The following is a 22,990-nucleotide window of genomic DNA, read 5'->3' as shown; positions in this document are numbered from 1 at the left end:
GCGTTAACCGCCACGCTTCTGGCCGTCAAGCACCTGCTTCAGCTCTTGCGGTCCCTGATAGCCAGGAATCATCATGCCGCTATCAGTGAGAATGGCTGGCGTGCCCTGAATGCCAAACAGGATGCCGAGTTTGTACTGCTGCTCGATATTGATTTTGCAGGTCGCTGGCGCATCCATCTGCGGGGCATCGCCTTTCATCGCTGCATCAAAAGCTTTGTTGCGATCGGCGCTGCACCAGATGGCGCGCATAGCTTTTTCTACCTGACCGTTCAGACCTTCGCGCGGGAAGGCCAGATAGCGCACGGTGATGCCGAGCGCGTTGTAGTCGGCCATCTGCTCATGCAGCTTGCGGCAGTAGCCGCAGGTGATGTCGGTGAACACGGTGATCACGTGCTGCTCTTTCGGCGCTTTGTAGACAATCATGTCGGGTGCCAGCGCCGTGACTTTTTTGTCCAGCAGCTGGTTGGTGACGTTGACCGGCTGGGTGCCGCTGACATCATACAGCGGGCCCTGAATCATGTGTTTGCCGTCTTCGGAGACGTAAAGCACGCCGCTTTCGGTCAACACCGTTTTGATGCCCGGCAGCGGTGACGGCTGGATTTCAGCCTGCTGCAATCCCAGTTTTTTCAGCGTTTGCTGAATGGCGTTGTCATCGGCATGCGCCAATCCAGTGAATGCACTGACCAGCAGAGCCAGCATCGTTAGCTGCTTTTTCATCTTAAATCCTTGTTACCGCATCTCAAGCGCGCGGATGATGCTGTTGATGTAACAGACGCAGGCGCTCAGTGGCGACGTGCGTATAAATTTGAGTAGTCGAGAGGTCGCTGTGGCCCAGCAACATCTGTACGACGCGCAAATCGGCGCCATGGTTCAGTAAATGTGTGGCAAATGCGTGGCGCAGCACGTGCGGCGACAGCTTTTCGCTATCGATACCGGCAAGGGTCGCATAGTGTTTGATGCGATGCCAGAAGGTCTGCCGCGTCATTTGCTGCGCGCGCTGGCTGGGAAACATCACGTCCAGCGTTTGCCCGTTGAGCAGCCACGGCCGACCATGTTCCATATAGTATTCAATCCAGTACACCGCTTCTTCCCCTAACGGCACAAGACGCTCTTTGTTGCCTTTACCGATCACGCGCACCACGCCCTGACGCAGGCTGATATCGCTGATGGTCAAACCCACCAACTCCGTTACGCGTAAACCGGTGGCGTACAGCAGCTCCAGCATCGCCTTGTCGCGCAGTTCGAGCGGCACATCAATGCTCGGCGCCTGCAGCAAGCGTTCGACCTGGTTTTCGCTGAGATCTTTCGGCAGACGCTGCGGCAGTTTCGGTGCCGACAGCAGCGCGCTGGGATCGTCGCTGCGCACTTTTTCCCGGTAGAGATATTGGCACAAGCGGCGAATGGCGCTGAGGGTGCGCGCCGAGCTGGTGGCTTTGTAGCCGCCCTCGACGCGTTCGGCAAGAAACTGCTGCAAATCAAGCGCTTCAAGCGTTAAGAGCGTGCGATCGTGGTGATGCAGCCAACCGGTGAGCGTTTGCAGATCCTGCCGGTAAGAGGCGAGCGTGTTCTGCGCCAGATTACGCTCAATCCAAAGCGCATCCAGAAACTGTTCGATCAGATCGCTGTCCTGCACTGTACTCTCCGCCCGTGTGAAATCGTGCTCATTATGCCTGAAAGTAGCCTGCTTCTGGTACAATTGCCCCCGAGTCAGTTTCAGACAGAGCATTAATTGCATGAATATTGGTTTGTTTTATGGTTCGAGCACCTGCTACACCGAGATGACGGCGGAGAAGATTCGCGACTTTATCGGTGAAGAATTAGTCACGCTGCACAATTTGAAAGATGACGATCCGTCGCTGATGGAGCAGTACGATTTGCTGATCCTCGGTATTCCAACGTGGGATTTCGGGGAGTTGCAGGAAGATTGGGAAGCGATTTGGCCGCAGATTCCGGCGCTGAACTTGCGCGGGAAAATCGTGGCGCTGTACGGCATGGGCGATCAGGGCGAATACGCCGAATGGTTCCTTGATGCGCTGGGCATGCTGCACGAACTGTTGCAGCCGATGGGCGTGCAGTTTGTGGGTTACTGGCCGCTGGAAGGTTATGAGTTTACCAGCAAAAAACCGCTAACCGCTGATGGCTCGCAGTTTGTCGGCCTGGCGCTCGACGATGTTAACCAGTTCGAACTGAGCGATGAACGCGTCGAACAGTGGTGTGAACAAATTCTGACGGAAACTGCAGCGCTGCTTTAAGGCAGCGTTTGCCCCTCGCGCAGAAAACAGCAGGCGCGTAACGTGCGCCATTCACCGGGCGGCAGGTTGTCGTGCATTAACCACAGCCGCCAGCGTTTCCCCTGCTGATTACGCAGCACCAGCAAAACGCCATACGGCAACCAATCCGCCCTGAGATCTGCTCGCCAGCGCACGCCGCGCCACAGCCAGTTGCCCTTCACGTCCAGCGCCAGACGACCTACGCGCTGCACCAAACGGCGCTCGTTGCGCCAGCATTCTGCCAGCAGCAGCACTAACACCGGCGCTTTACTCCACGCCCACGCGTCAGGCCACTCAAGCGCCAGCAGCAAACCGGCGCACAGCAGTGAGAGCGTCACATTCAGTGCGCGCGCACTGCGTGACGCCCGCAGATCACATTGCCACCGGACCGCGTTCACGGTTGCGCTGCTGAATCAGTTTCACCATGCGTTTGAACTCGGGATCGACCGGTTCACCGTGATTCATTAACCAGTTGAACAGATCGGGATCGTCACTCTTTAACAGCGCGATAAACACCTGCTTATCGGTGTCGTCCAGCGAATCATATTCGAATTTGAAAAACGGCATGATAGCGATATCCAGCTCCAGCATGCCGCGACGGCATGCCCATTGGACGCGGGCTTTGTCGTTAATTTCCATGTCTCAGGTTCCATGACTAAAAACAGTGGCGCTCAGTGTACCTGCTTTTTTTTCTCGCTGCAGGCGCTGTGCTTAACCCTGTGCAATGCCCCGGCGTTACATCCCCCAATTTGCAATGGGTATCACGCGATTTGTGCGCCATATTCAGTAAACAGGTTGCAAAGCCGCACTGCTCTTTTACCATTGCAACCTATTACCTCATTAATCAGGAAAGACCTATGTCGATTTTTACCCTTCCACCTCGCCAGCCTGCTGCATCGTCACGCCTGCCTTTGACCCTGATTTCGCTCGACGAATGGGCGCTGGTAAAGGTGCAGGGCAATGACAGCACGTCTTATCTGCAAGGTCAGCTAACGCTGGATGTTGCGGCGATGGGCGAGACGCAACATCGTCCCGCCGCGCACTGCGATGCCAAAGGAAAAATGTGGAGCAACATTCGTCTGTTCCATCGCACCGAAGGTTACGCTTACGTGGTACGCCGCAACCTGCGCGAGCAGCAGCTTACCGAACTGAAGAAATACGCAGTGTTCGCCAAAGTCACCCTCGTCGCTGATGATGAAGCGGTGCTGCTGGGCGTTGCCGGTTTCCAGGCGCGCGCCGCGCTGGCGGGCGTGTTCAGCACGCTGCCGGATGCCGAAACGCCGGTGGTGCAGCAAGGTGACAGCACGCTGCTGTGGTTTGCCCAACCAGCTGAGCGTTTCCTGCTGGTGACCACGCCAGAACAGGCGAATGCGCTGAAAGAAAAACTGGCGGGAGAAGCGCAGTTCAACGACAGCCTGCAATGGCTGGCGCTGGATATCGAAGCGGGCATTCCGGTAATTGAAAGCGCCACCAGCGCGCAGCTGATTCCACAAGCCACCAACCTGCAGGCACTGGATGCCATCAGCTTCAAAAAAGGCTGCTACACCGGTCAGGAGATGGTGGCGCGGGCCAAATTCCGCGGAGCCAACAAACGTGCACTCTATTGGCTGGCGGGTAAAGCCAGCAAAGTGCCAGACGTTGGCGGTTCAATGGAGCTGCAGATGGGCGATAAATGGCGTCGTACTGGCACGGTATTGAGCGGCGTACAGCTGGATGACGGCAGCGTTTGGGTGCAGGTGGTGATGAACAACGATTTGGAGCCGGATAGCGTATTACGCGTGGAAGGCGATGAAAGTGGCAAGTTGACCATTCAGCCGCTGCCGTATTCATTGACAGAATAATTGCGCACCAAACCCGCAGGGTCGCCATTTATGGCGACCTGGATCGAGCTTACATGACGTAAAAATAAATCGCGCAGAAGTGCAACACGCTGCCGCCGAGCACAAAACCATGCCAGATGGCGTGACTGTAAGGAATTCGGCGCGAGACGTAGAAAATCACCCCCAGCGAATAAACAATCCCACCGGCAGCCAGCAGCCAAATCCCGCCCGGTGACAGTTTGATCGCCAGCTGATAAATCACCACCAGCGACAACCAACCCATACCAAGATAAGTCACCAGCGACAGCGCTTCAAAGCGGTGAGCAAAGGCGATTTTAAACAGGATACCGGCCAGCGCCAGGCTCCAAATCACCACCATCAAACCTTGTGCCAGCGGCGAATTGAGCCCCACCAGCAAGAACGGCGTGTAAGTGCCGGCAATCAACAGATAGATGGCGCAGTGGTCAAATTTCTTCAACCAGTATTTGGCTTTTTGATGGGGAATTGCGTGATACAGCGTTGAGGCGAGATAGAGCAAAATGATGCTACCGCCGTACAGGCTGTAACTGGTGATCGCGGTGATGTTAGCTTGTGATTCAACGGCTTGTGTCAGCATTAACACCAACCCGATGATGCCGAAAATGCAGCCGATTCCGTGGCTGATACTATTGGCGATCTCTTCTGCCAACGAGTAGCCCTGGGCAATAACTGGGTTTTGTACCATGAAGGGATTCCTGAACAACGGAAAAAGCGAGTGTGCTATTTCTGAGCAACCAGAGTAACCGGGATAATTTTCAGAGTACACATGTACGCTAAATTAAATCTGTGAGTGGGTGTGACAGGCGAGAGATTGATTAAATTAGCGGGAATCGGTCGCCATGAATGGCGACCCTACGGTGATTTGATGGTGTTTTGTGCATAAATGATCATCGTTTTCAGGTTTTGTAGGGTCGGCATTTATGCCGACCTGGTTAATTATCGCCCGCCAGCCGCATCAATAAAGGTGCCCGTCACATAAGACGCGGCATCGCTCGCCAGCCAGACAATCGCTTCAGCAATCTCTTCGGCCTGACCACCGCGTCCCATTGGCAATATGCTCGCCAAACGATCGACTCGGCCCGGCTCGCCGCCATCGGCGTGCATGTCGGTATAAATAAGGCCAGGGCGCACGCTGTTGACGCGAATGCCCTGCGCCGCCACTTCCAGCGATAAACCTTTGGTCAGCGTATCCATCGCTCCTTTTGAGGCGGCATAATCCACATATTCACCCGGTGCACCGAGACGTGACGCGGCGGATGACACATTGACGATGGCACCACCTTTGCCGCCATGATGCGTCCCCATGCGTTTCACCGCTTCACGACAGCAAATGAATGTACCGGTAACGTTAGTGGCGAACACGCGTTGAATACGTTCGGCATCCAGATCTTCCACCCGGCATTGGGTAAACAAAATACCTGCATTATTCACCAGAACACGCAGTTCGCCCTCTTGCTGATCCAACTCGGCAAACATGCGCATGACCTGCGCTTCATCGGCGATATCGGCCTGCAGCGCAAAGGCACTGCCGCCCTGCGCTTCAATCTCTGCCACCACGCTTGCCGCTTCGGCTCGACGCTGGCGATAGTTGATCGCCACGCGATAACCCGCCTGCGCCAGCAATAACGCGGTTGCGCGGCCAATCCCACGGCTGCCGCCGGTAATCAAAGCCAGATCCATTTTTGCCTCCAAAAAAAAGGGCCGAATAATCGGCCCTTCATTAATACTACCCGTAACTTTAGCCTAAATATATTCGCTCATTGGCACACACGAGCAGAACACGTTGCGGTCGCCAAATACATCATCCAGACGTTTCACCGTCGGCCAGTATTTGTTAGCGCTGCCGGCCGGGAACACCGCCAGTTCGCGGGTGTACGGATGTGTCCAGTCGCCGACGATTTCTGTCTGCGTATGTGGCGCGTTCACCAGCGGGTTATCTTCCAGCGGCCATTCACCATCGGCAACGCGATCGATTTCCATGCGGATCGCCAGCATCGCATCGATAAAGCGATCCAGCTCGATTTTGCTTTCTGATTCCGTTGGTTCAACCATAAGCGTACCCGCCACCGGGAATGACATGGTTGGCGCGTGGAAACCGTAATCGATCAGACGTTTAGCAATATCCAGCTCGCTGATACCGGTCTGCTCTTTCAGCGGACGAATGTCGAGAATACATTCGTGCGCCACGCGGCCATCGCGGCCCGCATACAGAATCGGATAAGCGGATTGCAGACGGCTGGCGATGTAGTTGGCGTTCAGAATCGCCACCGAACTGGCTTGTTTCAGACCTTCCGCGCCCATCATGCGGATATACATCCAGCTGATTGGCAGAATCGATGCGCTACCGAACGGTGCGGCAGAAACCGCGCCCTGCTGCGTCAGGACGCCATCAATCTGCACCACGCTGTGACCCGGCACGAACGGTGCCAGATGCGCTTTCACGCCAATCGGGCCCATACCTGGACCGCCACCGCCGTGCGGGATGCAGAAGGTTTTGTGCAGGTTCAGGTGCGATACGTCCGCGCCGATGTAACCCGGCGTGGTGATACCAACCTGCGCATTCATGTTGGCGCCGTCGAGATATACCTGGCCGCCGTGCTGATGCACAATCTGGCACACTTCGCGGATGGTTTCTTCGTAAACGCCGTGCGTTGACGGATAGGTCACCATGATGCACGACAGCTGCTCACCGACCTGCGCGGCTTTCTCACGCAAATCGCCGAGGTCGATGTTGCCTTGTTTATCACAAGCCACTACCACAACCGACATGCCCGCCATCTGCGCAGATGCCGGATTGGTGCCGTGCGCCGAGCTTGGGATCAGGCAGACATTACGTCCACCTTCGTTGCGGCTTTCGTGGTAACGACGAATCGCCAGCAGACCAGCGTATTCTCCCTGCGCACCTGAGTTGGGCTGCATGCACAGCGCATCGTAGCCGGTCAGTTGCACCAGCCATTGCGACAGCTGGCCAATCATCTGCAGATAACCCGACGCCTGCTCAGCTGGGCAGAATGGATGCAGTTCGGCGAATTCCGGCCAGGTGATCGGAATCATCTCCGCCGCAGCGTTGAGTTTCATGGTGCACGAACCGAGTGGAATCATCGCCTGGTTCAGCGCCAGATCCTTTTTCTCCAGGCTGTGCATGTATCGCATCATCTCAGTTTCGCTGTGATGACGGTTGAACACCGGATGGGTCAGGAAAGCGCTCTCACGCACCTGACCGGCCGGAATCGCGCTGTTTTCCGCAGCAACGGCGGCATCCAGCGCATCAATGTCCTGGCCGTGCGCATCGCCCAGCAGGATCGCGAACAGCGCTAGCACATCTTCACGTGCGGTGGTTTCATCCAGCGTAATGCCGACGGCATTGTGGATATCGCTGCGCAGGTTGACGCCAAAGCTCTGCGCGCGGTTCAGCACCGCCGCTTTATCAGCCACTTCAACCGTCAGCGTATCGAACCAGCTGTTGTGACGCAGCTTCAGGCCACCGTTTTGCAGGCCCGCCGCCAGAATGCTGGTCAGACGGTGAATTCGTGATGCAATGCGTTTCAGACCAACCGGACCGTGATACACCGCGTAGAGACCGGCGATATTCGCCAGCAGCACCTGCGATGTACAAATGTTGGAGTTGGCTTTCTCACGACGGATATGTTGCTCGCGGGTTTGCATCGCCATGCGCAGCGCGGTGTTACCGGCGGCATCGCGCGATACACCAATGATGCGGCCAGGCATTGAGCGTTTATGCTCGTCGCGGCTGGCGAAGAACGCGGCGTGTGGTCCGCCGTAACCCATCGGCACGCCGAAACGCTGGGCAGAACCGAAGACGATATCTGCGCCCTGCTTGCCTGGCGCTTCTAACTGCACCAGCGCCATGAAGTCTGCGGCTACGCTCACCACCACTTTGCGGCTTTTCAGCTCGGCAATCAGTGCGCGGTAATCGTGCACTTCACCGTGCGTGCCAACCTGCTGTAGCAATACGCCGAACAGATCGTCGTGATCCAGCACCTTGTCAGCACTATCAATAATTAGTTCAAAACCAAAGGTTTCTGCGCGGGTGCGCACCACATCCAGCGTCTGTGGATGGATGTCATTGGCGATGAAGAATTTGGTAGCGGTTTTCAGTTTGCTGACGCGCTTGGCCATCGCCATCGCTTCGGCAGCCGCGGTCGCTTCATCCAGCAGTGACGCGGAAGCGATATCAAGACCGGTCAGATCCAGCGTCAGGGTTTGGAAGTTCAGCAGCGCCTCAAGACGGCCCTGTGACACTTCTGGCTGATACGGCGTATATGCGGTGTACCAGCCTGGGTTTTCCAGCATGTTACGCAGGATAACCGGCGGTGTGATCACCGCGCTGTAGCCCATGCCGATCCAGGATTTGTAGCGTTGGTTCTGACTGGCAATGGCTTTCAGCTCTGCCAGTGCTTGCTGCTCGGTCGCGGCGTCGCCCACTGCCGGCGGGCCAGGCAGTTGGATATCGGCAGGCACGATAGAACTAATCAATGAAGAGAGCGAAGTGGCACCGATCGCTTTCAGCATTAAGTCCTGTTGTTCCGGCGTAGGACCGATGTGGCGCTCAATGAAAGCACCGTTGTGTTCAAGCTGGCTGAGAGTCTGGGTCATTTGCAGTAAATCCTGAATCGGGCTGGGTTACAAAAATGGCGTTAAATCAGGCAGATAAAAAAGAAGGTGGCGCAGCGCGTCACCTTCTAAAACTACCGGTTACTCGTCGATCGCGGCTTTGTAGGCATCAGCATCCAGCATGGCGTCGAGCTCTGACGCGTCGCTGGCTTTGATGCGGAACAGCCAACCATCGGCGTACGGCGCGCTGTTCACCAGCTCTGGCGAATCGCCCAGTTGGTCATTCACCGCAACAATTTCACCGCTCAGTGGCGCATAGATGTCTGAAGCCGCTTTCACAGACTCCGCAACGGCGCAGTCATCACCGGCCGCGAAAGTGGCGCCAACGTCTGGCAGATCGACAAACACCATATCGCCCAGCAGTTCCTGTGCGTGTTCGGTGATACCCACAGTAAAGGTGCCGTCGGCTTCTTTACGGACCCACTCGTGGCTATCGCGGTATTTCAATTCACTTGGCACATTGCTCATTGGCCATTTCTCCTGAAAAAAAATTACTGGGCGACCGGCTTACCGGCGCGAACAAAAATCGGTTTGGTGACTTTCACTGGCATTTCACGGTTGCGGATTTCCACAATCGCCTGCTCACCAATTCCGGCTGGCACACGCGCCAGCGCGATGCTGTAACCCAGGGTTGGTGAGAAGGAACCACTGGTAATAATACCTTGCTGCGGCTGACCTTGTTGATCGGTGAAACGCACTGTTAAGCCGTTGCGCAGCACGCCTTTTTCGGTCATCACCAGGCCAACCAGCTTCTCGGTGCCGTGCTCGCGCTGCGCTTGCAGCGCATCACGGCCAATGAAATCGCGATCGGCAGGTTCCCAGCTGATGGTCCAGCCCATATTGGCGGCGAGCGGCGAAACGCCTTCATCCATCTCCTGACCGTACAGGTTCATGCCCGCTTCCAGACGCAGCGTGTCACGCGCGCCGAGCCCCGCCGGTTTGACACCTGCGGCCAACAGCTGCTGCCAGAAAGCGGCGGCTTCAGTAGCAGGCATGGCAATCTCATAACCCGCTTCGCCGGTGTAACCGGTGGTGGCGATAAACAGGTTTTCTGCCTGCACGCCAAAGAAAGGTTTCATCCCGGCAACAGCATCACGCTGAGCGGCGCTAAATAGCGTTTGTGCTTTCTGCTGCGCGTTTGGACCTTGGACCGCAATCAGCGCCAGATCGTCACGCTCGGTCAGCTCCACGCCAAACGGCTGCGCATGCTGTTTAATCCACGCCAAATCTTTCTCACGCGTGGCGGAATTCACCACCAGACGGAAGAAATCTTCGCTCATAAAGTAAACAATTAAATCATCAATGACGCCAGCGGAGGCATTCAACATACCGGTATAAAGGGCTTTGCCCGGCTGGGTCAGCTTGGCGACATCGTTCGCCAGCAGATAGCGCAGGAATTCGCGGGTACGTGCGCCGCGCAGATCGACGATGGTCATGTGGGAAACATCAAACATGCCGGCATCGTTACGCACCGCGTGATGCTCATCCATTTGCGAGCCGTAATGTAGCGGCATCATCCAACCGTGGAAGTCCACCATGCGCGCACCGCTTGCCTGATGCTGTTCGAATAGAGGCGTTTGCTGAGTCATAACCATCCTGTGAATACAAGTGAGTGTGACGCGCCTGCGTCGCCTTAGCAGGCTGACGCAAACGTTCTCTTTATGCTGAAGTTATCACCTAATGCGGCAATTAACCATGAGGAAAACGAGGGCGAAACACTACCACCTTTCAATGAGCCACCGAACAGCCACCAGCATAAATCACTGCGTTATTGTGATTAGCCTCGCACAAAATACGACTAAATTACTTTCGTGCAGCAAATTGAGGGAATAGACGCCGCAGGTTTAAGAAATGGTCCGGCATGTGAATGGTTATTGCATGAATTAATCTAATGCGAATTAAGGGGTAAAATTAGAATAAATCAAACGAGGCGCGATTGCGGTGCAGCGCTGCATCATTGCGGTGCAGCAAAGAAAAATGGGGTTGATTTGGGCGTAATGAGTGTCAGTTGAACGGTCGCCATGAATGGCGACCCTACGAAGTTTGATGGGAGTTTGTAGGGTGCGTATTCATGCGCACCGGGGATACAGAGGTGATTAGCGTATCCAGCTGGGTAGATCGTTAAGCCCCATCGCCTGTTTCAGCATCAGCGGTTTGACGCCCGGCAAAGTATCGGCGAGCTTGAGGCCAACATCCCGCAGCAGCTTTTTCGCCGGATGGGTGCCGGCAAACAGCTCGCGGAAACCTTGCATTCCCGCCAGCATCATCGCCGCGCTGTGCTTGCGGCTGCGCTCATAGCGACGCAAATAGAGATGCTGGCCAATGTCTTTGCCTTCCTGATGCAGGCGGCGAATTTCACCAATTAATTCAGCTGCATCCATAAATCCAAGATTCACGCCCTGCCCTGCCAGCGGATGGATGGTGTGGGCGGCATCGCCGACCAGCGCCAAACGGTGCGCGGCAAAGTTACGCGCATAACGCGCTGTTAGCGGGAAGGTTTTACGTTCGCTCTCGACCTGACACAAACCAAGACGCATATCAAACGCCACCGACAGCTGCTGATTAAATAGCGCTTCCGGCATCGATTGCACGCGCGCCGCTTCCTGCGGCGAGAGCGACCAGACGATCGAGCATAAATGCGGATCCTGCATCGGTAGAAACGCCAGAATACCGTCGCCATGGAACACCTGACGCGCAATGGCATCATGCGGCATATCGGTGCGGATGTTTGCCACCAGCGCGTGATGTTCGTAATCCCAGAAGGTCAGCGGAATATCCGCTTTGTCGCGCAGCCACGAATTCGCGCCGTCGGCAGCCACCAGCAAACGAGCACTCATCATGCTGCCATCTTGCAGGGTAATAAAGGCTTCGTTATCGCCAAACGCCACTTGCTGTAACTGTGCCGGGGCAAACAGCGTGATATCGCTGCTCTGACTGGCGCGCTGCCACAACGCGCTGTGAATCACTTCATTTTCAATGATATGACCGAGATGCGATAATCCCTGCTGCTCATCATCAAAGCTGATCGAACCGAAGCTGTCCTGATCCCACACTTCCATGCCGTGATAGGCGCTGGCACGCAGAGCCAAAATGCTCGACCAGACATCGAGCTTTTGCAGCAGGCGCTCGCTGGCAGCGTTGATGGCGGAGACGCGAATCGACGCATTGGCCGCCGGATCAAACTGTGGCTCGGGTGCTTTTTCCAGCACGGCAACGCGTAAGCCGCTGCCTTGTAGTCCGCAGGCGACGGCCAAACCCACCATGCCGCCTCCGGCAATTGCCACATCAAAAGTTTGCATTGCTGCCCCTTAATTCGTGCTTAACGCTTAACCCAGCCGAGCGTGCGCGCGGCAAGTGGATTTCGTAGCCAAGGCAGATGGTCCATTGCCACCAGCCCAAGATTTCGTCCTGCTACCAACGGCGCATAGCGGTTAGCAAACAGTCGGACTAAACCGTCAGTGACGCCAATCGTGGCGGCACGATCGGGCTGACGTCGCGCGGCAAAATGCTGCAATACCGCGAAACTGCCGGGATCTTGCTGCTGACGATGTGCGCCTGCCAGCGTTTCCGCCAGCGACATCACATCGCGCAGACCGAGATTGAAGCCTTGTCCGGCAATCGGATGCAGCGTTTGTGCCGCGTTGCCCACCAGCGCCAGACGATGCGTCACCTGACGTTCGGCGGTTTGCAGCGCCAGCGGATAATGCTCGCGTTGACCGGTGTGCGTGAAACGCCCCAACCGCCAGCCAAATGCGCGCTGCAGTTCTTGCAGGAAGGTGGCATCGTCCCACTGCTTAATGGTTGCTTGCGCCTCTAGCGGATGGCACCACACCAGCGACATGCGGTTGTCGGACATCGGCAACAACGCCAGCGGGCCGTGCTTGGTAAAACGCTCAAAGGCGCGACCCTGATGCGGCAATTGCGTCGACACATTGGCAATCACCGCTAGCTGCTGATAATCGTCGCGCTGCCAGGTGATGCCGCAGGAAGCGCCTAAAGGGGAACGCGCACCGTCGGCGGCCACCAGTAATGCGCCTTCCAGTTGTTCGCCGCTGTTCAACATAACCTGCACGTTATCCGCCGTACGCGATACCGAGGTAACGTGATCCGGGCAGCGCAGCGTGACGCCTGGCGCTTTCTGCAGGCGTTGAAACAGTCGCTGGCCGACATCAAACAGTTCGACCACCTGGCCGAGCGCGGGAACCTGATGATCTTGCGCTTTAAGCGAAACGAAGCCGGTATGGCCGCGATCGGAAACGTGAATATCGGTGATAGGCGTGGCGCAATCGGCCAGCGAGCGCCACAGATCGATATCCGCCAACTGCTGGCAAGTACCTGCCGCCAAAGCAATCGCGCGTCCGTCGAAGCCGGGATGTGCGCGGCTATCGGGCTGGCTGCGCTCAATCAGGGTAACCGGCAGCTGGCCTTGTGTCAGATGTGAAATCGCCAGCGCCAGAGTCGCACCGGTCATGCCGCCGCCGGCAATCAAAATGCTCATGCGTGACGTGCCGCCGCCATCAAGGCTTCAATCGCGTCGGCGTCTTTCACTACGCTGTCGGTGAGATTTTCGTTGCCGTCAGCGGTGATGACGATGTCATCTTCGATGCGAATGCCAATACCGCGATATTGTGGCGGCACTTTGGCATCTGGCGCGATATACAAGCCTGGCTCAACGGTCAGCACCATGCCCGGCTCAAGTAAGCGGTCGCGGCTTGGCGTGCCGTAATGGCCAACATCGTGCACATCCAGCCCCAGCCAGTGGCCCAAACCGTGCATGAAGAACGGACGATGCGCCTGCTCTTCAAACAGCGTATCGATGTTGCCATCCAGAATGCCGAGATCGACCAGTCCGGTTATCATGATGCGTACCACTTCGTCATTGACGTCATGGATGCTGATGCCCGGACGGAACATCGACAGCGCTTTGTAGAGCGACGCCAGCACGATGTCGTAGATAGCACGCTGCGGCTCGCTGAAGGTGCCGTTAACCGGGAAGGTGCGAGTGATATCGCCCGCGTAGCCGTGGAATTCACAGCCTGCGTCGATCAGCACTAAGTCGCCATCGCGCATCTCACATTCGTTTTCGGTGTAGTGCAGAATGCAGCCATTTTCGCCGGAACCGACAATGGTGTTGTACGAGGGGAAACGCGCGCCGTGGCGATTGAATTCGTGATGAATTTCGCCTTCCAGCTGATATTCAAACATGCCGGGACGACAGGCTTGCATCGCTCGCGTATGCGCCAGCGCGCTGATTTTGCCGGCGCGGCGCAGAATCTCAATCTCTTCTGCGCTTTTGAACAGGCGCATTTCATGCACCCACGGACGCCAGTCAGTAACCGTATCCGGCGCACTGAGGTTCTGACGGAAGCCGCGACGCAGTTTTTCCAGCGCGCTAAACACCAGCCGATCGGCTTCAGCGTATTCGCCCTGCGCGTGGTAAACCACATCCAGCCCGTTAAGCAGTTGATGCAGCTGCTCGCCAATGTCATCCCACGGCAACGCACGATCTACGCCCAGTTTTGCGGGGGCCGCATCTTGTCCCAGACGACGGCCAAACCAGATTTCAGCGGTGAGATCGCGCACGCGATTGAACAGCACGCTGTGATTGTGCTTATCATCGCTTTTAATCAATACCAGCAGCGCCTGCGGTTCGTTAAAACCGGTGAAATACCAGAAGTCACTGTTTTGCCGAAAGTTGTATTCGGTGTCGTTGCTGCGCGTCACTTCAGGTGCAGCAAAAATCAATGCAGCGCTGCCTGGCGCCATGCGGGCAATCAGCGCCTGACGACGTTGTTGAAACGTATCCAAGGTAATCATGTTTGCACTCCCTGTTGAAGACGGGCCACAACGCGCCCGCATTGACGCGCTTAGTGTAACGTAGGTTTCTGTACTTCTGGTGCCGTTGGCTGATGCTGGCGCGTGAAAGTGTCATGGCATAGCAGAGCGGCAACACGCACGTACTCAATCACCTCTTCAAGCGACTGCTCTAGCTCTTCCTGATCTTCATCTTCGTCATAGCCAAGCTGTGCGATAGTGCGCAGATCGTCAATCGCTTCACCGGTTTCACCGGTCACTTTCTCCAGCTTAGGCTGAGTGACGCCCAAACCGAGCAGGAAGTGGTTTACCCAACCGGCCAGTGCATCCGCGCGATCGAATACCGTGATGTCATCATCTTCCGGCAACATCAGCTGGAACATAAAGCCTTCGTCTTCCAGCGTGGTCGCCAGGCTTTCATGCAGCGCTTGCAATGGCTGAGACAGGCTCTGCGAAAACGCCATGCCTTCGTTGGTGAGATCGTGAACCATGGTTTTCCAGCTGGTATCCTGATTGCCGCCGCACAGAATCCCGGAAAGAAGACCATGCATTTCGGCTGGCGTCATGCCCACGCCCTGCTGTGAAAGGGCCGCGGCCAGCGTGTTGTAACTCGGCGTTGCGTTCTGTAAAGACATAAGCTTTGGTCGTCGTTGGCGGAATAAGTTCGTGTTATGCTACCACCAGGTGCCTCTGGGTTTCCAGAAAAGGGGTTGTAACTTATAACTCGGGTATATATAGTTTCGCACCTCCCAACCCATTGACCGGTAAGGGAGATGCGATCGAAGTAATCAGTTAGGATGGTGGCATGTCTGCACAACCAGTAGATATTCAAATTTTTGGTCGTTCGTTAAGAGTGAATTGCCCGCCTGAACAGCAAGATGCGCTGAATCTGGCCGCAGAGGATCTCAATCAACGGTTGCAAGATTTAAAAGTTCGCACTAGAGTCACCAATACAGAGCAACTGGTGTTCATCGCCGCGTTAAACATCTGCCACGAGTTGGCACAAGAGAAAGGTAAGACGCGCGACTATGCAGCAAACATGGAACAACGTATCCGCATGCTGCAGCAGACCATTGAACAAGCGTTAGTAGAGCAAGGTCGCATAACTGACCGCCAGGGCCCTAATTTTGAATAACACTTCATGGTCCTCATGCTAGAGTGACGGTGAAGTAAATTTTCTCTGAGATGTTTGCAAGCGGGCCAGTCCCCTGAGCCGATATTTCATACCAACAGAATGTGACGCTCCACAATTTGTGCGCATGCTCGGTCCGTCCGAGAAGCCTAATAGTTGTGACGGCATGTTCACCTTGAACCAAGGGTTCAAGGGTTACAGCCTGCGGCGGCATCTCGGAGATCTCCATTTAGTTCCAATCTGCATCCCCCGGTTCGCATGATATAGTGCTGGAAACAGCCCAATCTGCCGGGGATATCATGTCAGCACCCTCACTTCTCGACCGTCAAGACATCCGTCAGCACGTGCGCCATTTGCGCCGCAATCTCACGTCTGAGCAACAGGAACAGGCCGCCGATCAGTTGGCTGAACACGCCATCAACATTGCGCCGATCGCTAATGCTCAACGCATTGCGCTGTTTTTGTCTGTCGATGGAGAGATCAACACCCGCCCGCTGATCGCCAAACTGTGGCAGCAGAAAAAGCAGGTCTATTTACCGGTGCTCCATCCCTTCTCGCCGGGTAATCTGTTGTTTATCCGTTACACGCCAGAAACTTCACTCACGCCAAATAAGCTACGCATTCCGGAACCGCCGTTAGACATCACGCAGTTGGCAACGCTGGATCAACTCGATGTGATGCTGGTGCCGCTGGTGGCGTTTGATCATGCGGGTCAACGTTTGGGAATGGGTGGCGGATTTTACGATCGCACGCTGCAACACTGGCAGCAGCATGGTTTTCTTCCGGTGGGGATCGCACATGATTGTCAACGCGTAGAAGCGCTGCCGGTCGCCGCATGGGATGTGCCGCTACCCGCAATACTGACGCCATCAAAACTGTGGCAATGGGAAGCGTAAGCAGGAAAAACAAAGGGCGCCAATGGCGCCCTGTTTAATCAGTACAGCAGACGGGCGCGGATGGTGCCCGGAATCGCCTTCATCGCCTGCAGCGCTTTATCCGCTACATCTTTTTCCGCATCGATATCAATAACCACATAACCCATCACCGGCGTAGTTTGTAGATACTGAGCCGCGATGTTGATGCCCTGTTCGGCAAAGATCAGGTTGATGGCCGTCAACACGCCTGGACGGTTTTCGTGGATGTGCAACAAACGGCTCGCGCTTGCCGCATGCATTGGCAGCGAGACTTCCGGGAAGTTAACCGCAGACAGTGTTGAACCGTTGTCCGAATACTTCGCCAGCTTGCCAGCCACTTCAATTCCGATGTTTTCCTGTGCTTCCTGCGTTGAACCGCCAATGTGCGGCGTCAGGATCACGTTATCAAACTCGCACAACGGAGAATTGAACGGATCGCTGTTGGTTGCAGGCTCAACCGGGAACACGTCGATGGCGGCACCGGAGAGATGTTTGTTCGCCAGGGCATCACACAGCGCCGGAATATCAATCACGGTACCACGCGCGGCGTTGATCAGCAGCGCGCCTGGCTTCATCAGCGCCAGCTCTTCGGCACCAATCATGTTCTGGGTCGATTGCGTTTCAGGAACGTGCAGGCTCACCACGTCGCTCATGTTGAGCAGATCGGAAAGATGACGCACCTGCGTCGCGTTACCCAGCGGCAGCTTGCTTTCGATATCGTAGAAGAACACGTGCATACCCAGGCTTTCTGCCAGCACACCCAGCTGCATGCCGATGTGGCCATAACCGATGATACCCAGTTTTTTGCCGCGTGCTTCGAACGAACCGTTGGCGACTTTATTCCAGATGCCACGGTGCGCTTTAGCGTTGGCTTCAGGAATGCCACGCAGCATCAGCAGCATTTCGCCAATCACCAGCTCAGCAACAGAACGGGTGTTGGAGAACGGTGCGTTGAACACCGGCACGCCGCGTTTCGCCGCAGCACCAAGATCAACCTGGTTGGTACCGATACAGAAACAGCCGACTGCCACCAGCTTTTCTGCGGCAGCGAAGATCTCTTCGGTCAGTTGGGTGCGGGAACGGATACCAATGAAGTGCGCATCGCGGATGGAGGATTTCAGCGACTCCGCATCCAGCGCCCCTTTGTGAAACTCGATGTTGGTGTAGCCTGCTGCACGCAGGTTTTCCAGCGCACTCTGGTGAACGCCTTCCACCAGCAGGAACTTAATCTTGTCTTTTTCCAGTGATACCTTTGCCATTTCCCGACCCTATTCAGAATTCAATGAGGACTACCATAAGGTAGCCTTCTGTCAAAATATCAAAAATTTCGTGCGCAGCAATACAAACGATTGCCTTGGAGCCAGCACGCGCCCACGCGGAGACAGCACAATGCCGTACAAAATCGTGACATCCTGAGTGGACGAAGTACGAACTCACTGCTGATGAATCTTTTGTGACATAAGTCACCAAATTTCAGCCTGGCGAGAAAAGATGTTTTGCGGATGGAAATAACCGGCGCATGACGCGCGCCGGACAGATCATTTTACGATGGTTTTCACGCCGTCAGCGGTGCCAATCAGCGCGACATCGGCGCCACGTCCCGCAAACAGGCCAACGGTCACCACGCCAGGCAGCGCGTTGATGGTTTTTTCCAGCTCGATGGGATCGAGAATACGCAGATTATGCACGTCGAGAATAATGTTGCCGTTGTCAGTAATGACGTTCTGGCGATACTCCGGCAAGCCGCCGAGTTTAACCAGTTCACGCGCCACATAGGAACGCGCCATCGGAATCACTTCAACCGGCAGCGGGAAATTACCCAGCACATCGACTTCTTTCGATGCATCGGCAATACAGATGAATTTCTTCGCCACCGCCGCAACGATTTTCTCACGCGTCAGCGCTGCGCCACCGCCTTTGATCATCTGCATCTGCGGATTGATTTCATCGGCGCCATCAACGTAAACCGACAGCTCATCAATTTCGTTGAGATCAAAGACGTGAATGCCTAACGCTTTCAGTTTCTCCGTCGAGGCTTCCGAGCTGGAAACTGCGCCTTCGATCTGATTCTTCATGGTGCCGAGTGCATCAATGAAATGCGCCGCCGTTGATCCGGTACCTACGCCGACAATGGTGCCGGGCTCTACGTACTGCAGCGCTGCCCAACCTACCGCTTTTTTCAGTTCATCCTGGGTCATGGTATGTTTAAAACCTGTGCGACATCGAAGTGCGCGTAGTATAAAACAAGGCGCTGTAAAAAAGCGCGACTGTTAGACAGCCGATTTAACGCTTTGGAAGCCAGCCCGCAAAAATGCGCCGCAGCACAATTTGACAGTTTTATGGCATAGTAACGTCCACCCTGAACGAGAGAGAACAACAATGAAACGCCCGGATTATCGAACGCTTCAGGCGCTGGATGCTGTGATTCGCGAGCGCGGCTTTGAGCGTGCGGCACAAAAACTCTGCATTACCCAATCTGCGGTTTCACAGCGAATTAAACAGCTGGAAAATTTATTTGGTCAGCCGCTGCTGGTACGCACCGTGCCGCCGCGTCCGACCGAGCAGGGACAAAAGTTACTGGCGTTGTTGCATCAGGTTGAGCTGCTGGAAGAGGAGTGGCTGGGGGATGACAACGGTGGAACCACGCCGCTGTTGCTGTCGCTGGCGGTCAACGCCGACAGTCTGGCAACCTGGCTGCTGCCCGCGCTGAAAGATGTGCTGGCCGATTCGCCGGTGCGCCTGAATTTGCAGGTAGAAGATGAAACCCGCACGCAGGAACGTCTGCGTCGTGGTGAAGTGGTCGGCGCGGTGAGTATTCAGCCGCAGCCGCTGCCAAGCTGCTTAGTGGATCAACTGGGCGCGCTCGATTATCTGTTCTGCGCCTCACCTGATTTTGCTGCACGTTACTTCCCAAATGGTGTGACGCGCTCTGCGCTGCTGAAAGCGCCGGCGGTGGCGTTTGATCATCTGGATGATATGCATCAGGCGTTTTTACAGCAGAACTTTGACCTGTCGCCGGGCAGCGTGCCCTGCCACATCGTTAACTCGTCAGAAGCCTTTGTGCAGCTGGCGCGTCAGGGTTCGGTGTGCTGTATGATTCCGCATCTGCAGATTGAGCGCGAGTTAGCGCAGGGTGAGCTGGTGGATTTGACGCCAGGCCTGTATCAGCGTCGTATGCTGTATTGGCACCGGTTTGCGCCGGAAAGTCGTTTGATGCGCAGCGTGACCGATGCGCTGATTGCGCACGGACATCGCGTGCTGCGTCAGGATGTGTTGCCCGTTTAAGCAATGCGTTGCATATGATTGCAGGTGCGCATGTATGCGCACCTAACGAAAATCCCACCAAATAACCGTAGTGTCGCCATTCATGGCGACCTGGTAAACAGACTTACGGTGTATTCGGTTTGATTTCGAACACCACATCCACCTGATCGTCAAAGTGAATGCTCTGCTGCTCGTAAGTTTGCTGCGCGGTGGTATCAGCAGGTGCAGCGGCGGCTTTATACATGCGCGCCATCGGCATCGGCTGGTAGTTCGCAACATGGTAGCGAATGCTGTAAACCGAACCTAACTTAGCGTTAAACCCTTCTGCCAGCGCATTGGCCTGCTGCGTAGCATTGGCGATCGCCACTTTACGCGCCTTCTCTTTATAGCTGTCCGGATTTGCGACACCCAGTTCAACCGAACGAATTTCATTCAGGCCAGATTTCAACGCGCCATCCAGCAGCTCGTTCAGCTTGTCCAGCTGACGCAACGTTACCTGCACCTGACGCTCGGCACGATAACCTTTCAGCACCGACTTACCTTCTTTGGTGTAATCGTACTCTGGCTGCGTGCTGAGGTTTGCCGCATCAATATCTTTTTTCTCAATACCGTTCTTTTGCAGGAAATCGAAATATTGCGCCACGCGGTCATCAGCTTGCTTTTTCGCTTCCGCCGCGTCTTTCGACGAAACACTCACCACAATAGCGAGTCTGGCGATATCAGGCGTGGCATCAACGCTTGCCTGTCCAGACGTCACCACATGCGGTCCATTCGGCAATTCGCCTGCCTGAACTAAACCGGACAGTGCGCCGGTGCTCATTACGGCGGCCAGCGCCAGTGCTTTCAGTTTCACGAAAGTCCTCCTTGAGGGATTCAATTTGCAGGTCGCCACTATGGCTAAACCCAAAACACATTACCATGCGTGATGCTCTGAGTTTTGATTCAGCAAAAAGTTCGGGCACTCTGCTGTTTTAACCTCGCCGCGATCGCAAATTTAGCGGTACAGATTCGCCAAAAAAACACTTAAACGTTTCTATTAAAGAAACACATCTGGGTTCGGGAGAGTTGCCAATGACAGAACAGCCGCTTAGCCAAACTGCCGTCAGCGTTCGCGCTGGACGCACGCGCTTTCTGATGCTCGCTCTGGTGTTTATTAACATTATTATCAATTACATGGATCGTACTAACCTGTCGGTTGCCGCTACGGCAATGGCGGGCGAACTACGCTTCACGCCGATGGAGATGGGATTGATCTTCTCTGCTTTCGGCTGGATCTACGCTGCGCTGCAGATTCCCGGCGGCTTCCTCATTGATCGCCTTGGCGCGCGCGTGGTCTATGGCGTCGGTTTGTTTGCCTGGTCATTGATTACCGCGCTGCATGCGCTTGCCAACAGCTTCGGCGCGCTGTTTGGTCTGCGGCTTGGCGTGGGCGCGTTTGAAGCGCCGGTGATGCCCTCCAACAATCGGGTAATTTCCAGCTGGTTCCCGGAGCAAGAGCGAGCCAGCGCAATTGGCATTTACTCCTCAGCGCAGTTTGTTGGTCTCGCCTGCATGACGCCGCTGCTGTTTCATCTGCAGGATGCGTTTGGCTGGCGCGGGCTGTTTTTGATTACCGGATTCGCGGGGATGATTTGGGCGCTGGTGTGGTATTGGCTCTACCGCGAGCCGAATCAGCATCAAGGCGTATCCGAAGCGGAGCTCAACTATCTGCGCGACAACGGTGCGCTGCTGGAGAGTCGGCAGAATACGCAGCAAGCCAAAGCGCGCTGGAGTGATTTGGCGCAGATGTTCCGCAGTCGCAAATTGGTCGGCATCTATATTGGCCAGTTCACCATTTCTGCCACCTTCTGGTTCTTCCTCACTTGGTTCCCGACCTATCTGGTGGAGTATCGACACATGGGCTTCATCAAAAGCGGTTATGTGGCTTCGGTGCCCTACTTCGCCGCCTTCTGCGGCGTGCTGCTGGCCGGATTTGCCTCGGACCGCATGATACGTCGCGGCATTTCTGCCAGCGTGGCGCGCAAGCTGCCGGTGATCCTCGGTCTGTTCCTGACGCTGTTTATCCTTGGCGCCAACTACACCGATGATTCCACGCTGATCATCCTGTTTATGTCGCTGGCGTTCTTTGGCAACGGCCTGGCCACCATTACGTGGGTTTTTGTCACGGCGCTGGCACCGCGCCATTTGATTGGTCTGGCGGGCGGCGTATTTAACTTTACCGGCGCGCTCTCCTCCATCGTGGTGCCGATTGCTATTGGTGCGTTAATCGATGGCGATAACTTTGCGCCAGCACTGGCATTTATCGCCGTGCTGGCGGCGATTGGCATCTGCAGTTATCTGTTTATTGTCGGGAAAATCGATCATGTTAGCGCGGAGTGATGACGGTTTGCGCCAGCGATTGCAGCTGTTGCAGCCGCTGCGCGAGATGCGCCTCATCGTCCTGCCAGATTTTGGCGAACGCCAGCGCCGCACGGTTGTTATCAATCGGCTGCGCCATGCTGATTTCACCGTCATCGCGATGCCAAATCAGGTAACCATCAGCACGCTTACGCGCCAGCAGCGGCGCGATTTGCAGCCACTGTTCGTCGTTAAAACGCGGACGCAGCGCCTCATCGCTTTCCGCCGCCAGCAACGACACGCCAATCACCGATTGCCATGCGGGCAGCATGCGGAAACCGGCCAGCGCCTGGCTGGCGTTGATGCGTTCACCGGGTTCCGAGTGCCAGATATAGATCACCTGATCCTCCCACAGCACGCCCAGCGCCACCACGATATCGCGCGGCGCATGCAGTTCCAGCTGCGGCAACGCCTGCGCAAACAGCGAAGATCCGCGAATCGCCTGTGCCGCCAGCGCGTGAATGCCGGGGCCAGGCAAATAGCGTCGATGCTCATCCTGTGTGGTCAGTCCAATCGATGCCATGGTCATCAGCAGTCGATTTACACGTGTGCTGTTCATCCCCATCTGGCGCGCCAGTTCACGGCAACCCACGGCTTTATCACTGGAAACCAGATATTGCAGGCAGCGAATACCGTCAATCAGGCTTTGGTTGGGTTGAGAAGACATAGATCACCTGCGGCGGGCAAAATCCAATCTTAGCCTTA

23 protein-coding genes and 1 other RNA gene are annotated in these 22,990 nt (G+C 55.7%); 7 read left to right on the top strand and 17 right to left on the bottom strand.

Going from position 1 to position 22,990, the window contains the following annotated elements:
• Positions 1 to 3: 3 nt before the first annotated feature.
• Entirely contained in the window at positions 4 to 717 is a 714-nt protein-coding gene (dsbC, locus tag FHW71_RS15485) for a bifunctional protein-disulfide isomerase/oxidoreductase DsbC (protein ID WP_179452220.1), read from the bottom strand.
• A 22-nt stretch (positions 718 to 739) separates the two neighbouring features.
• Positions 740 to 1,633 carry a site-specific tyrosine recombinase XerD gene (xerD, locus tag FHW71_RS15480; RefSeq protein WP_008108233.1) on the bottom strand — a complete coding sequence of 298 codons (894 nt, stop codon included), beginning with the start codon at positions 1,631 to 1,633 and terminating at the stop codon, positions 740 to 742.
• 100 nt (positions 1,634 to 1,733) lie between these two features.
• On the opposite strand from xerD, the gene fldB reads away from it, so the two are divergent.
• Positions 1,734 to 2,252 (top strand): flavodoxin FldB, encoded by a 519-nt coding sequence (fldB, locus tag FHW71_RS15475; RefSeq protein ID WP_008108237.1) that lies wholly within the window; start codon positions 1,734 to 1,736, stop codon positions 2,250 to 2,252.
• Here the strand turns inward: fldB and FHW71_RS15470 are convergent.
• A complete protein-coding gene (locus FHW71_RS15470) occupies positions 2,249 to 2,668 on the bottom strand; it encodes a protein YgfX (RefSeq protein ID WP_179452219.1) in 420 nt (139 codons plus the stop codon). The two genes, fldB and FHW71_RS15470, sit on opposite strands and share 4 nt — an antisense overlap.
• Positions 2,643 to 2,909, bottom strand: coding sequence for an FAD assembly factor SdhE (sdhE, locus tag FHW71_RS15465; RefSeq protein WP_061719865.1), 267 nt, complete (start codon positions 2,907 to 2,909; stop codon positions 2,643 to 2,645). Before sdhE ends, FHW71_RS15470 begins: the two co-directional genes overlap by 26 nt.
• Positions 2,910 to 3,127: 218 nt before the next feature.
• Between sdhE and ygfZ the strand changes: the two genes are divergently transcribed.
• Positions 3,128 to 4,111: a tRNA-modifying protein YgfZ gene (ygfZ, locus tag FHW71_RS15460; protein ID WP_179452218.1), complete on the top strand. Its 984-nt coding sequence runs from the start codon at positions 3,128 to 3,130 to the stop codon at positions 4,109 to 4,111.
• A 49-nt stretch (positions 4,112 to 4,160) separates the two neighbouring features.
• On the opposite strand, the gene FHW71_RS15455 is transcribed toward ygfZ, so the two are convergent.
• The 9 genes from FHW71_RS15455 to FHW71_RS15415 all read right to left on the bottom strand — a co-directional run bounded on the left by FHW71_RS15455 (position 4,161) and on the right by FHW71_RS15415 (position 15,213).
• Complete coding sequence (locus FHW71_RS15455; RefSeq protein ID WP_061719863.1) at positions 4,161 to 4,814, bottom strand: hemolysin III family protein; 654 nt, start codon at positions 4,812 to 4,814, stop codon at positions 4,161 to 4,163.
• Positions 4,815 to 5,065: 251 nt separating this feature from the next.
• The gene (locus FHW71_RS15450; RefSeq protein WP_179452217.1) at positions 5,066 to 5,809 is read right to left on the bottom strand and encodes an SDR family oxidoreductase; all 744 of its coding nucleotides are present in this window, start codon (positions 5,807 to 5,809) and stop codon (positions 5,066 to 5,068) included.
• 63 nt (positions 5,810 to 5,872) lie between these two features.
• On the bottom strand, positions 5,873 to 8,746 hold the full coding sequence (gene gcvP / locus FHW71_RS15445; RefSeq protein WP_179452216.1) for an aminomethyl-transferring glycine dehydrogenase: 2,874 nt from the start codon (positions 8,744 to 8,746) through the stop codon (positions 5,873 to 5,875).
• Positions 8,747 to 8,845: 99 nt separating this feature from the next.
• Complete coding sequence (gene gcvH, locus FHW71_RS15440) at positions 8,846 to 9,232, bottom strand: glycine cleavage system protein GcvH (RefSeq protein WP_008108250.1); 387 nt, start codon at positions 9,230 to 9,232, stop codon at positions 8,846 to 8,848.
• 23 nt (positions 9,233 to 9,255) lie between these two features.
• Positions 9,256 to 10,353, bottom strand: coding sequence for a glycine cleavage system aminomethyltransferase GcvT (gene gcvT / locus FHW71_RS15435; RefSeq protein ID WP_176973608.1), 1,098 nt, complete (start codon positions 10,351 to 10,353; stop codon positions 9,256 to 9,258).
• A 507-nt stretch (positions 10,354 to 10,860) separates the two neighbouring features.
• The gene (gene ubiI / locus FHW71_RS15430) at positions 10,861 to 12,063 is read right to left on the bottom strand and encodes an FAD-dependent 2-octaprenylphenol hydroxylase (RefSeq protein WP_179452215.1); all 1,203 of its coding nucleotides are present in this window, start codon (positions 12,061 to 12,063) and stop codon (positions 10,861 to 10,863) included.
• A gap of 20 nt (positions 12,064 to 12,083) precedes the next feature.
• Positions 12,084 to 13,262, bottom strand: a complete 1,179-nt coding sequence (gene ubiH, locus FHW71_RS15425) for a 2-octaprenyl-6-methoxyphenyl hydroxylase (RefSeq protein WP_179452214.1) — start codon at positions 13,260 to 13,262, stop codon at positions 12,084 to 12,086.
• The gene (gene pepP, locus FHW71_RS15420; protein ID WP_008108254.1) at positions 13,259 to 14,581 is read right to left on the bottom strand and encodes a Xaa-Pro aminopeptidase; all 1,323 of its coding nucleotides are present in this window, start codon (positions 14,579 to 14,581) and stop codon (positions 13,259 to 13,261) included. The genes ubiH and pepP overlap by 4 nt, the downstream gene beginning before the upstream one ends.
• A gap of 50 nt (positions 14,582 to 14,631) precedes the next feature.
• Positions 14,632 to 15,213 (bottom strand): YecA family protein, encoded by a 582-nt coding sequence (locus FHW71_RS15415; RefSeq protein ID WP_061719857.1) that lies wholly within the window; start codon positions 15,211 to 15,213, stop codon positions 14,632 to 14,634.
• A gap of 170 nt (positions 15,214 to 15,383) precedes the next feature.
• Here FHW71_RS15415 and zapA point away from each other — a divergent pair, with 170 nt between their 5' ends.
• From zapA to FHW71_RS15400, 3 genes are all read left to right on the top strand, one after another.
• Positions 15,384 to 15,713 (top strand): cell division protein ZapA, encoded by a 330-nt coding sequence (gene zapA, locus FHW71_RS15410; RefSeq protein ID WP_007890288.1) that lies wholly within the window; start codon positions 15,384 to 15,386, stop codon positions 15,711 to 15,713.
• Between the two features lie 39 nt (positions 15,714 to 15,752).
• Positions 15,753 to 15,936: non-coding RNA, 6S RNA (ssrS, locus tag FHW71_RS15405), on the top strand.
• A 73-nt stretch (positions 15,937 to 16,009) separates the two neighbouring features.
• Positions 16,010 to 16,606, top strand: a complete 597-nt coding sequence (locus FHW71_RS15400; RefSeq protein ID WP_179452213.1) for a 5-formyltetrahydrofolate cyclo-ligase — start codon at positions 16,010 to 16,012, stop codon at positions 16,604 to 16,606.
• Positions 16,607 to 16,644: 38 nt separating this feature from the next.
• Here the strand turns inward: FHW71_RS15400 and serA are convergent, their stop codons facing one another.
• Positions 16,645 to 17,883 (bottom strand): phosphoglycerate dehydrogenase, encoded by a 1,239-nt coding sequence (gene serA / locus FHW71_RS15395; RefSeq protein WP_008108257.1) that lies wholly within the window; start codon positions 17,881 to 17,883, stop codon positions 16,645 to 16,647.
• A 279-nt stretch (positions 17,884 to 18,162) separates the two neighbouring features.
• Positions 18,163 to 18,822, bottom strand: coding sequence for a ribose-5-phosphate isomerase RpiA (rpiA, locus tag FHW71_RS15390; RefSeq protein ID WP_008108258.1), 660 nt, complete (start codon positions 18,820 to 18,822; stop codon positions 18,163 to 18,165).
• Between the two features lie 181 nt (positions 18,823 to 19,003).
• On the opposite strand from rpiA, the gene FHW71_RS15385 reads away from it, so the two are divergent.
• Positions 19,004 to 19,909: a LysR family transcriptional regulator ArgP gene (locus FHW71_RS15385; RefSeq protein ID WP_008108259.1), complete on the top strand. Its 906-nt coding sequence runs from the start codon at positions 19,004 to 19,006 to the stop codon at positions 19,907 to 19,909.
• Between the two features lie 103 nt (positions 19,910 to 20,012).
• On the opposite strand, the gene FHW71_RS15380 is transcribed toward FHW71_RS15385, so the two are convergent.
• Positions 20,013 to 20,741 carry an oxidative stress defense protein gene (locus tag FHW71_RS15380; protein ID WP_008108260.1) on the bottom strand — a complete coding sequence of 243 codons (729 nt, stop codon included), beginning with the start codon at positions 20,739 to 20,741 and terminating at the stop codon, positions 20,013 to 20,015.
• Positions 20,742 to 20,959: 218 nt separating this feature from the next.
• Here FHW71_RS15380 and FHW71_RS15375 point away from each other — a divergent pair, with 218 nt between their 5' ends.
• Positions 20,960 to 22,267: an MFS transporter gene (locus tag FHW71_RS15375; RefSeq protein WP_179452212.1), complete on the top strand. Its 1,308-nt coding sequence runs from the start codon at positions 20,960 to 20,962 to the stop codon at positions 22,265 to 22,267.
• On the opposite strand, the gene FHW71_RS15370 is transcribed toward FHW71_RS15375, so the two are convergent.
• Entirely contained in the window at positions 22,254 to 22,952 is a 699-nt protein-coding gene (locus FHW71_RS15370; RefSeq protein WP_179452211.1) for an IclR family transcriptional regulator, read from the bottom strand. The genes FHW71_RS15375 and FHW71_RS15370 overlap by 14 nt on opposite strands.
• Between the last annotated feature and the right edge of the window lie 38 nt (positions 22,953 to 22,990).

Source organism: Enterobacter sp. Sphag1F (genome assembly GCF_014193275.1).
Taxonomy (GTDB): Bacteria; Pseudomonadota; Gammaproteobacteria; order Enterobacterales; family Enterobacteriaceae; genus Pantoea; species Pantoea symbiotica.
This window is presented reverse-complemented; position numbering and strand designations above follow the sequence as displayed.

Excerpts from the sequence above, each read along its gene's own strand:
- FHW71_RS15450 (WP_179452217.1), bottom strand. The coding sequence starts at position 5,809 with ATGGATCTGGCTTTGATTACCGGCGGCAGCCGTGGGATTGGCCGCGCA.
- FHW71_RS15400 (WP_179452213.1), top strand. The coding sequence starts at position 16,010 with ATGTCAGCACCCTCACTTCTCGACCGTCAAGACATCCGTCAGCACGTG.
- serA (WP_008108257.1), bottom strand. The coding sequence starts at position 17,883 with ATGGCAAAGGTATCACTGGAAAAAGACAAGATTAAGTTCCTGCTGGTG.
- FHW71_RS15375 (WP_179452212.1), top strand. The coding sequence starts at position 20,960 with ATGACAGAACAGCCGCTTAGCCAAACTGCCGTCAGCGTTCGCGCTGGA.
- ubiI (WP_179452215.1), bottom strand. The coding sequence starts at position 12,063 with ATGCAAACTTTTGATGTGGCAATTGCCGGAGGCGGCATGGTGGGTTTG.
- gcvT (WP_176973608.1), bottom strand. The coding sequence starts at position 10,353 with ATGACTCAGCAAACGCCTCTATTCGAACAGCATCAGGCAAGCGGTGCG.
- dsbC (WP_179452220.1), bottom strand. The coding sequence starts at position 717 with ATGAAAAAGCAGCTAACGATGCTGGCTCTGCTGGTCAGTGCATTCACT.
- gcvP (WP_179452216.1), bottom strand. The coding sequence starts at position 8,746 with ATGACCCAGACTCTCAGCCAGCTTGAACACAACGGTGCTTTCATTGAG.
- pepP (WP_008108254.1), bottom strand. The coding sequence starts at position 14,581 with ATGATTACCTTGGATACGTTTCAACAACGTCGTCAGGCGCTGATTGCC.
- rpiA (WP_008108258.1), bottom strand. The coding sequence starts at position 18,822 with ATGACCCAGGATGAACTGAAAAAAGCGGTAGGTTGGGCAGCGCTGCAG.
- sdhE (WP_061719865.1), bottom strand. The coding sequence starts at position 2,909 with ATGGAAATTAACGACAAAGCCCGCGTCCAATGGGCATGCCGTCGCGGC.
- gcvH (WP_008108250.1), bottom strand. The coding sequence starts at position 9,232 with ATGAGCAATGTGCCAAGTGAATTGAAATACCGCGATAGCCACGAGTGG.
- FHW71_RS15385 (WP_008108259.1), top strand. The coding sequence starts at position 19,004 with ATGAAACGCCCGGATTATCGAACGCTTCAGGCGCTGGATGCTGTGATT.
- fldB (WP_008108237.1), top strand. The coding sequence starts at position 1,734 with ATGAATATTGGTTTGTTTTATGGTTCGAGCACCTGCTACACCGAGATG.
- ygfZ (WP_179452218.1), top strand. The coding sequence starts at position 3,128 with ATGTCGATTTTTACCCTTCCACCTCGCCAGCCTGCTGCATCGTCACGC.
- FHW71_RS15415 (WP_061719857.1), bottom strand. The coding sequence starts at position 15,213 with ATGTCTTTACAGAACGCAACGCCGAGTTACAACACGCTGGCCGCGGCC.
- FHW71_RS15455 (WP_061719863.1), bottom strand. The coding sequence starts at position 4,814 with ATGGTACAAAACCCAGTTATTGCCCAGGGCTACTCGTTGGCAGAAGAG.
- ubiH (WP_179452214.1), bottom strand. The coding sequence starts at position 13,262 with ATGAGCATTTTGATTGCCGGCGGCGGCATGACCGGTGCGACTCTGGCG.
- zapA (WP_007890288.1), top strand. The coding sequence starts at position 15,384 with ATGTCTGCACAACCAGTAGATATTCAAATTTTTGGTCGTTCGTTAAGA.
- FHW71_RS15370 (WP_179452211.1), bottom strand. The coding sequence starts at position 22,952 with ATGTCTTCTCAACCCAACCAAAGCCTGATTGACGGTATTCGCTGCCTG.